Source organism: Microcella sp., assembly GCF_046296455.1.
Lineage (GTDB): Bacteria > Actinomycetota > Actinomycetes > Actinomycetales > Microbacteriaceae > Microcella.
In genome coordinates, this window is sequence record NZ_JBKBLF010000026.1 from 24,811 (window position 1) to 34,012 (window position 9,202).

Below are 9,202 nucleotides of genomic sequence, written 5' to 3' on the forward strand. Positions count from 1 at the left end.
GCGGTCAGGCGCCGAGGTCGCCGAGAACGTTCTCGGCGGCCCGGCGGCCCGACAACAGGGCACCGTGCACCGTCGACGGATGCTCACGCGAGGTCGCCTCGCCCGCCAGGTGCAGACGGCCGCCGACGGGTGCCGCGAGGTCATCGCGCATCGCCGGGTCAGAGCCCACCGCGGCGAACGAGTAGGAGCCGCGCGCGAACTCGTCCGCGCCCCAGCGCGTGACGAGCGCGTCGACAGGCTCGGGCGCGCCCGGGTAGGCGCTGCGCAGGGTGCGGAGGGCGCTCGCCACGGCCTGCTCGTCCGTCATCGCGTCGACACGCCGACCCAGGTCGCCCGCGGCGAAGCCGAGCAGCACGGGCACGCCCTCGGCACGGCCGAGCGTGACCCAGTCGACCCACGGGTCGGCGCCCTCGGGCGGCACGATGCCGATCCAGTCGACCGAGTCGTCCCAGAAGACGTCGTCGAACTGCAGGACGACCTTGTTGAGCACGCCCATGCCGAGGGCGTCGATCGCGGCCTGGTGAGACGCGGGCAGCGGCGGGTCGACGGCGATCACGCCCGCCTGCAACACGCCGAGCGGAACGGTGATGATGACTGCGTCGGCGGCGACCTCGCCAGCGCTCGTCTGCACGCTCACGCCGTCGTCGTTCCAGCGCACAGCGCTCACCGCAGCGCCCAGCCGCACGTCGAGCCCCTCGGCGAGCAGGTCGGGCACCTGCGCGTAGCCGCCCTCGATCATGGCGTCGCCGCCACCGAACGTGTCGGCCTCGTCGAACCAGTACGACGAGAGCTGGTCGATCGACCCCGCGTATTCGTTCTCGATCGCGCTCGCCGCGAGATAGCGAATGAGCCGGGCCTCAGCGGCGGAGGCCCCGCGCACGGCATCGTCGACGACGAGCCGCAGCGGCTGGTCGACGTCGGCGTCGTAGCCCACCTCGACGGCGGCATCGAGCCGTGCCCCGGCGCGCGCGAGCGCGGCGTCGTCGACGAGCCCGCTCGCGGTCGCGGCATCGAACCCGATCGACGAGGCGACGTCGGTCTCGATGAGCTCCAGTCCCGCCTCGTCGGCGAGCTCGGCGACGGGGTTGCCGTCGACGCCGTGGATCCAGGAGGCTCCGAGGTCGAGCGCGAACCCCTCGCGCACGAGCGTGGCGGTGCGGCCGCCGATACGGTCGCGCGCTTCGAGGACGATGACCTCGGCGCCCGCGCGGTGCAGATCCCGGGCGGCCGCGAGCCCCGCGACGCCCGCCCCCACGACGAGGATCGTGAGCCCCTCCCCGCGGGTGCTCGACGGCGAGCCGAGTGGCGCGCACGCCGCGAGAGCGGCCGCGGCGGTCGAACCGACCGCCACGGCGCCGAACTGCCGTCGCGTGAGCCCGCTCACGCCGGTGCGGGCAGGCCCAGGATCTCGCGGATGCGCACCTCGTCGCGGCCCATCTGCTCGGCGAGGGCATCCGCCGACTCGAACTTGTGCATCGAGCGGATGTAGGCGACGAACTCGAGCTCGACGGTCGAGCCGTAGAGGTCGAGGTGCACGTCGATCGCGTGCGCCTCGACGGTCTTCTCGGGCACGTCGCCGAAGGTCGGGTTGTTGCCGATCGACACGGCCGCGCCGTAGCGAGCGCCCTCGACATGCAGCCAGCAGGCGTAGACGCCGTCGGCCGGGATGCAGCCCTCGGCGTCGCGCGCGAGGTTCGCCGTGGGGTAGCCGAGCTCGCGGCCGCGCTGGTGGCCGGGCACGACGAGGGATCGGATGCGGTGCGGCCGGCCGAGCGCCTCGGTCGCCTCGTCGAGGCGGCCGGCCTCGAGCAGGCTCCGGATGCCCGTGGACGACACGCGCGTGCCGTCGAGCTCGCACACGTCGTCGACGAGCGCCACGGCGAAGCCCGCGCGCTCGCCCGCCGCTCGCAAGCTCTCGACCGTGCCCGCGCCATGCGCGCCGTAGCGGAAGTCGCTGCCGACGAGCACGCGCTCGGCGTGCAGGCCGCGCACGAGCACCTGGTCGACGAACTCGTCGGCGGTGAGCGCGGCGAACGCGGGCGTGAAGGGCAGCACGACCACGAGATCGACGCCCGCGTCGATGAGCGCCTCGGTCTTCTGCGCGACGCTCAGCAGAGTGGCCGGCGCGGTCTCGGGGTGCAGCACTGCCGCCGGGTGGCGGTCGAAGGTGATGACGACGGTGCGGCGGCCCTCGGCCTCGGCGGTGAGCTGCTCGAGCACGGCCCGGTGCCCGCGGTGCACCCCATCGAACTTGCCGATCGTGACAGCACTCGGCCGGGAGTCGTGCGGCAGATTCTCGATGCCGTGCACGACGACGCCGGTCATGCGGTCACCTCGGCCGGGTCCCGGCGTGCGCGGGCGACGCGGCGCAGCCACAGCAGCCCGAGCACGGGCAGCACGAGTGGGATGAAGGCGTAGCCGCGGCCGAACTGGCTCCAGACGGTGTCGTCGGGGAACAGTGCGGGGTCGATGATGCTGAGCGTGCCGACGATGAGCACGCCCGCGAGTTCGAACGCGATGGCGATGACGGCGACGCGGAACCAGGCGGTTCCCCGCGCGATGAGCGCGATCGTCGCAAGCACGTAGACGGCGGCGGCGAGCGCCGAGAGGCTGTAGGCGACCGGCGCCTCGTCGAACTTGGTGGCGATCTGGTAGGCCGATCGGCCGATCGCGGCCAGGGCAAGAATGCCGTACACGGCGATCAGCACGCGGCCGATGCCGGCACTCGTCGGGCGGGGTTCGTCGCTCATCGTGCTCAGCCTAAGTCAGGCCGGCTGTGCGGGAATCGCACCCATGAGGGCGCGCAGAAAGCGGCGGGCGATCAGGATGCGCGCGAGCAGCAGCCCGGGCAGCAGGGGCCAGCCCCACCAGGCGGCGGGTCGCGCGAAGCTGCGCACGGTGAGCCACACTGAGCCGTCGTCGGTCTGCTCGAGCGTGAACGCCTCTTCGCCCGAGAACGGATGCCCGGGCAGGGTGCCGACCGCGTACATGACGCGCTGCTCGGCTTCTTCGAGCAGCACGACCCGCCCCGGCAGGGGCAGCCACAGGGCGCTTCCCACGTCGAGGCCGACGACGATGATGTCTCCGGGGCGCAGGTGCCGCGCACCGCTCGCCGTGTAGACCTCATCGGCCGCCCCCACCTGGGCCGCCTCGACCGGCTCGCCCGTGGCGTCGTACTCGACGTGGTGGTACGTGAGCTCCGCATCCCCCGCCGTCACGGGGGTGATGCGCACGCCCATGCCCGCGCCGCGGTAGACCCCGCCGGTGAGCAGCTCGTCGACCGCGTACTGCCAGCGCTCATCGCCGTGGCCGATGCGGCCGCGCTGCTCGAGCGGGCGGTACCCCTGCGGCGGATACTGCATGAGGTCGGCAGCCTGTGTCGCGCCGACAGCCGCGTACGTCACCGGCTGCTGCTGGCGCGCGCGGTCGCGAGTGGGGTCGGCGGTCACGTGCTCCAGCGTACGGCGCGAAGCCGGGAGCGATCCGCGCCGCTGCAACTGCCACGGCCGTACCGACCACGCCGCTCCTGGCGAGGCCCTCCTGGCTCCTCCACTCTTGGATCCTCGGCGCTCAGCCGCTCCACCTCTGCAGACTCCCGAATCTCAGGACTCGGGCGAGCAAAGTCGCTCAGAAGTCCTTACATTCGGGAACGTTCTGAACGGCGTTCCCCACCGGGAGGCCGGCGTGCTCGATCAGATGCCGAGGTGCTCGCTCAGCGCTTCGACGATGAGCCCGTGGTCGACAGCGTGCGGCAGGCCCGACACGGCGATCGCGCCGACGACACCGACGCCGCGGATGGCGAGCGGGAATCCGCCGCCGTGGCCGGAGAACTGCATCGGGTCCATCCACGGAGCGTGCTCGAGCACGTGATTGTCGAGAATGGGGAACCGCAGGCCCACGAGGTAGCTCGACGCGCCGAACTCGCGCACCGTGCGCTTCTTGCGCTCGATCCACACGTCGTTGTGCGCCGAGGTGCCGGGCAGCGCGCAGTGGAAGAGCCGCTGCTCACCGAGCGCGATGTCGATCGTGATCGCCTGGCCGCGCTCGAGGGCGTGCTCGCGCAGGCGTGCGCCGAGCATCCACGCGTGCTCGTGCGTAAACTCCGAGAACTGCAGGCGCTCCTCCTGCGCGACGACCTCGGCGATGAGGGCGTCGAGCGCGGCACGGTCGGCGGGCGAGAGGTCAGTCGTCATGGGCTCAGTGTGCCGCACACACGAGCGCGCGCAGGTACCGGCGCGTGTAGATCGCCTGCACGAGGCGCAGCGCGGGTGCCCCCAGTATCCAGATGCCGGGGGCGGGACGCGAGAATCCCTGCACGACCACGCGCACGATTTCGGCATCGTCGATCGTGACGAGAAACGCTTCTTCGCCGCGTTCGGGATGCCCGGGCAGGGTTCCGTAGACGAACCCCCGCCGCGTCGGCTCATCCACCACCGCGAGCACGCGCGCGTACGCCCTCACCGGCACGATGCCCAGCAGCGGGATCGTCAGCGTCACGTCATCGCCCACGACCACGCGCGGCGTGCTGACCCGGATGCCCGCTCCGCGCTGCAGCCCCCACTCGAGCACCTCGGCCGCAGCCGACGCCCAGCGCTCGGCACCCGAGCCGATGACGGCCTCGTGTCGAAACACTCGGAACCCCGCGGGCACCCGTTCGGGCTCGAGGTTCAGGCTGCCGCCGTGCGGCGCGTAGCTCAGCTCGGGCCGCGGCGCAGCATCCACGGCCCTACTTCTTCTCTTTCGCCTTCTCGACATCGCCCGAGAGCGCGGCGATGAACGCCTCTTGCGGCACCTCGACGCGGCCCACCATCTTCATGCGCTTCTTGCCCTCTTTCTGCTTTTCTAGCAGCTTGCGCTTGCGGGTGATGTCACCGCCGTAGCACTTGGCGAGCACGTCTTTGCGCATCGCGCTGATCGACTCGCGCGCGATGATGCGGGCGCCGATCGCGGCCTGGATCGGCACCTCGAACTGCTGGCGCGGGATGAGCTTCTTGAGGCGCTCCGTCATGAGCACGCCATAGGCGTAGGCCTTCTCGCGGTGCACGATCGCGCTGAACGCGTCGACCGCCTCGCCCTGCAGCAGGATGTCGACCTTCACGAGGTCGGCCTCCTGATCGCCCGCGGGCTCGTAGTCGAGGCTCGCGTAGCCAGCCGTCTTGCTCTTGAGGTTGTCGAAGAAGTCGAACACGATCTCGCCGAGCGGCATCGTGTACTTGATCTCGACGCGGTCCTCACCGAGGTAGTCCATGCCGATGAGCGAGCCGCGGCGGCTCTGGCACAGCTCCATTATCGTGCCGACGTAGTCCTTCGGAGCCAGAATGGCCGCGCGCACCATGGGCTCGCTCACCGCGGCGATCTTCGCGCCCGTCGGGAACTCGCTCGGGTTCGTGACCGTGAACTGCTTCTTGTCGTCCGTCGTCACCTCGTAGGTCACGCTCGGCGCCGTCGAGATGAGGTCGAGGCCGAACTCGCGCTCGAGCCGCTCGGTCACGATCTCGAGGTGCAGCAGCCCGAGAAAGCCGCAACGGAACCCGAAACCGAGCGCGACCGAGGTCTCGGGCTCGTAGTTGAGAGAAGCATCCGACAGCTTCAGCTTGTCGAGCGCCTCGCGCAGCACCGGGTAGTCGCTGCCGTCGATCGGGTAGAGCCCCGAGAACACCATGGGCTTCGGGTCGGTGTAGCCCGCGAGGGCCGTCGTCGCCGGCTTCTGCGCGTTCGTGACGGTGTCGCCGACCTTCGACTGGCGCACGTCTTTCACTCCGGTGATGAGGTACCCGACCTCGCCCACGCCGAGTCCCTTGCTGGGCGTCGGCTCGGGCGCGCTGACACCGATTTCGAGCAGCTCGTGCGTGGCCCTGGTCGACATCATCTGGATGCGTTCGCGCGGGCTCAGCCGGCCATCCACCATGCGCACATAGGTGACGACGCCGCGGTACGAGTCGTAGACCGAATCGAAGATCATCGCGCGGGCGGGAGCGTTCGGGTCGCCCTGCGGGGCCGGAATCTGCCGCACGACCTCGTCGAGCAGTCCCTCGACGCCCATGCCCGTCTTGCCGCTCACCCGCAGCACGTCGTCGGGGTCGCCGCCGATGAGGCCCGCGAGCTCTTTCGCATACTTCTCGGGGTCGGCCGCGGGCAGGTCGATCTTGTTGAGCACCGGGATGATCGTCAGATCGTTCTCGAGCGCCAGGTAGAGGTTCGCGAGGGTCTGGGCCTCGATGCCCTGCGCCGCGTCGACGAGCAGAATCGCGCCCTCGCACGCGGCGAGCGAGCGGCTCACCTCGTAAGTGAAGTCGACGTGCCCGGGGGTGTCGATCATGTTGAGCGCGTAGGTGACGGGCTTGCCGCCCTCCGCGGGCGCGAGCGCCCACGGCATGCGCACCGCCTGGCTCTTGATCGTGATGCCGCGCTCGCGCTCGATGTCCATGCGGTCGAGGTACTGCGCGCGCATGTCGCGGTCGCTGACGACGCCCGTGATGCCGAGCATGCGGTCGGCGAGGGTCGACTTGCCGTGGTCGATGTGCGCGATGATGCAGAAGTTGCGGATCAGCGTCGGGTCGGTCGCGGCGGGGGCGAGCGGCGTGTGGGCGCGAGGAGACATTTGGTGCCATTCTCCCATGCGGTCGGGCAGTGCGCAGACCGCTGAGTGGCCGAGCGCGCACCGCACCTGGTAACGTAAGCGGTTGGCTTGCGTGTCAGAAAGCCCTCTCTCTTTCGACACGGAATGCGGCTGGGACCAGTTCGCCTCGCATCTGCGGTTTCGGATGCTCGCAACCCCCACCCCGGCCGCACACTCACACCGTTCCTGAAGAAGAAAGCATCCACGTGGCAAACATCAAGTCGCAGATCAAGCGCATCAAGACCAACCTCAAGGCGCAGGAGCGCAACAAGGCCGTTAAGAGCGAGCTCAAGACCGCCATCCGTCGCACCAACGAGGCCGTTGCCTCGGGCGACAAGGCCGCCGCCGAGGCCGCCCTCAAGACGGCGACCAAGAAGCTCGACAAGGCCGTGAGCAAGGGCGTCATCCACGAGAACCAGGCGGCGAACCGCAAGTCGTCGATCTCGAAGAAGGTCGCGGCGCTCTAGCCCCACCCTGAACCGCGCGAACGACCCGTCAGCCCCGGCTGGCGGGTCGTTCGTCGTGCGGGCCGCATTCGGCGGCGGGATGCGCGGCTCGCGCGGGCCGCGCGACAGGTCGAGGCCGCGGTCGGCGACGACGCGCACGAGCGACTCGACGGCGAACACGGGGTCGCGCTGCGCACCCTTGACGGCCGCGTCGGTCTCGGCCGCCATGAGAATGGCGCGGCCGAGCCCCTCCTCCGTCCAGCCCTGCAGGTCGCGGCGGGCACGGTCGACCTGCCACGGCGCGAGGCCGAGCTGCGAGGCGACCTGGCCGCCCGAGCCCCGCGTTCCGCCGACCTTCGCCATCGTGCGCAGCTTCATCGCGAACGCGGCCACCATCGGCACGGGGTCGGCTCCGGTGGCGAGCGCGTGCCGCAGCAGGCCGAGCGCCTCGCCGTGCCGCCCCGCGATCGCGGCATCGGCCACCGCGAAGGCGTTGACCTCGACACGACCGCCGTAGTACTTCTGCACCGTCTGCTCAGTGATCTCGCCGTCGGTATCGGCGAGCAGCTGCTGGCACGCGCCAGCGAGCTCGGCGAGGTCGTCGGTGAAGGCGCTCACGAGCGCGCGCAGCGCGGCAAGCGCGATCGCGCGGCCCGCGTGCCGAAACTCGGCCGCGGCGAAATCGGCGCGGTCGTTGTCGCGCGTCAGGGCGGCGCACACGACCTCGATGCCGCCGCCCGTGCCCTGCCGAATGGCGTCGAGCAGCTTCTTGCCGCGCACTCCCCCGCTGTGCCGGATGAGTACGACGACCTCGTCGGCGGGCGCCGCGATGTACTCGAGCGCCTCGTCGAGAAAGGCGTCGTTCATGGTCGCGGCCGCGTCGATGCGAATCAGCCGCGGCTCGCCGAAGAGCGAGGGGCTCGCGAGCGTGATGAGCTCGCCGGGCGCGTAGGCGTCGGCGCGCAGGTCGTGCACCTCGAGGCTCGGATCCTGCTCGCGCAGGGCATCCCGCAGCTGGCGGCTGGCGCGCTCGGCGAGAAAGTCTTCGGGCCCCGAGACGAGGATCACCGGTGCCGCGCGAATCTGATGCCACGCCAGCTGCGGGATGCTCGCCGCGACCCGCGCGGATCCGGCGGGTTTCTTCGCTGCGGCCATGCCCGCCAGCCTATCCAGGCGGGCCGACGGCGCCGCCCTCGACCGCGCCCCGCTCGAGCCAGAGGCACAGTGCACCCGAGCCCGCCCCGCCGGGGGCGAGCAGCGCGAGCCCGTGCACGTCGCTGCGCACGACCGTCGACCCGGCCTCCCCCAGCAACGTGAGCAGCCCGGCAGCCGGGTGCCCATAGGTGTTGTCGGCCCCGACGCCGATGAGAGCGATGGGTGCTCCGAGTTGGGTGTAGAGCGGCTCGTGCTGGTCGGGCGAGCCGTGGTGGCTCACCTTGACGACGTCGACGGGGGCGAGCGGGTGCGCGGCGGCGAGCATGCGCTGGGCATCCGCCCCCAGATCGCCGAGCGCGAGCATGCTCGGGCAGTCGTCGCAGGCTGGGCCGCCGCGCAACTCGAGCACGATGCTCGCGTCGTTGCCGGGCTCGACCCCGCGATGCGCGGGCGGCCAGAGCACGCGCCACGCGTGCGCACCGAGCGTGCCGGAGCGGCCGTCAGCCACGGGATCGACCACGGCACCACCCGCGGCGAGGGCCGCGACGACCGCGTCGTCTTGCTCGCGCCCGGTCGGGCCGACGAGCACGCGATCGACGCGACCGACAACGGCGGGAACACCGCCCGCGTGGTCGAGGTCGAAGTGGGTGAGCACGAGCAGGTCGATGCGCCCGACCCCGAGCGTGTCGAGGCAGGTCGTGAGCAGCTCGGGCTCGGCGCCCGTGTCGATGAGCGCGACGGCGCCGGCGCTGCGCACGAGCACGGCGTCGCCCTGCCCGATGTCGCACTGCGCGATGACCCAGTCGCCCGAGCGGCCCAGCCCGCGCAGGGCCGTCGTGCCCGCGGTCGCCCCCATCACCACAACGAGCACCGCAGCGGTGCCGAGCGCCAGGCGGCGCCGCAACCGGGCGCTGCCGAGTCGCGCCGGCACGCCGAGCGCGACCAGCCCCGCGGCCGTGAGGGCCGCGAGCAGCAGCGCGCC

Annotated in this window: 9 protein-coding genes and 1 pseudogene; 1 reads left to right on the forward strand and 9 read right to left on the reverse strand. The window is 71.4% G+C overall.

What is annotated here, in order from left to right:
- Window positions 1–4: 4 nt before the first annotated feature.
- The 7 genes from ACK4HH_RS11590 to lepA all read right to left on the reverse strand — a co-directional run bounded on the left by ACK4HH_RS11590 (window position 5) and on the right by lepA (window position 6,601).
- A complete protein-coding gene (locus ACK4HH_RS11590; RefSeq protein ID WP_409652011.1) occupies window positions 5–1,384 on the reverse strand; it encodes a flavin monoamine oxidase family protein in 1,380 nt (459 codons plus the stop codon).
- Window positions 1,381–2,325, reverse strand: a complete 945-nt coding sequence (locus ACK4HH_RS11595) for a bifunctional riboflavin kinase/FAD synthetase (protein ID WP_409652013.1) — start codon at window positions 2,323–2,325, stop codon at window positions 1,381–1,383. Before ACK4HH_RS11595 ends, ACK4HH_RS11590 begins: the two co-directional genes overlap by 4 nt.
- The gene (locus ACK4HH_RS11600; protein WP_409652016.1) at window positions 2,322–2,750 is read right to left on the reverse strand and encodes a hypothetical protein; all 429 of its coding nucleotides are present in this window, start codon (window positions 2,748–2,750) and stop codon (window positions 2,322–2,324) included. The genes ACK4HH_RS11595 and ACK4HH_RS11600 overlap by 4 nt, the downstream gene beginning before the upstream one ends.
- Before the next feature lie 15 nt (window positions 2,751–2,765).
- The gene (locus ACK4HH_RS11605; protein WP_409652019.1) at window positions 2,766–3,449 is read right to left on the reverse strand and encodes a DUF1990 family protein; all 684 of its coding nucleotides are present in this window, start codon (window positions 3,447–3,449) and stop codon (window positions 2,766–2,768) included.
- Window positions 3,450–3,692: 243 nt separating this feature from the next.
- Window positions 3,693–4,193: a heme-degrading domain-containing protein gene (locus ACK4HH_RS11610; RefSeq protein WP_409652022.1), complete on the reverse strand. Its 501-nt coding sequence runs from the start codon at window positions 4,191–4,193 to the stop codon at window positions 3,693–3,695.
- A 4-nt stretch (window positions 4,194–4,197) separates the two neighbouring features.
- Window positions 4,198–4,722, reverse strand: coding sequence for a DUF1990 family protein (locus ACK4HH_RS11615; RefSeq protein ID WP_409652025.1), 525 nt, complete (start codon window positions 4,720–4,722; stop codon window positions 4,198–4,200).
- 4 nt (window positions 4,723–4,726) lie between these two features.
- Window positions 4,727–6,601 (reverse strand): translation elongation factor 4, encoded by a 1,875-nt coding sequence (gene lepA, locus ACK4HH_RS11620; protein ID WP_409652027.1) that lies wholly within the window; start codon window positions 6,599–6,601, stop codon window positions 4,727–4,729.
- Window positions 6,602–6,825: 224 nt separating this feature from the next.
- Between lepA and rpsT the strand changes: the two genes are divergently transcribed.
- Window positions 6,826–7,086, forward strand: coding sequence for a 30S ribosomal protein S20 (gene rpsT, locus ACK4HH_RS11625; protein WP_255159687.1), 261 nt, complete (start codon window positions 6,826–6,828; stop codon window positions 7,084–7,086).
- Window positions 7,087–7,203: 117 nt separating this feature from the next.
- On the opposite strand, the pseudogene holA reads toward rpsT, so the two are convergent.
- Both holA and ACK4HH_RS11635 read right to left on the reverse strand, forming a co-directional pair.
- Window positions 7,204–8,220: pseudogene (gene holA, locus ACK4HH_RS11630) on the reverse strand (DNA polymerase III subunit delta); the annotation flags it as partial.
- A 10-nt stretch (window positions 8,221–8,230) separates the two neighbouring features.
- A partial coding sequence (locus ACK4HH_RS11635) for a ComEC/Rec2 family competence protein (protein ID WP_409652029.1) occupies window positions 8,231–9,202 on the reverse strand: 972 nt, incomplete at its 5' end.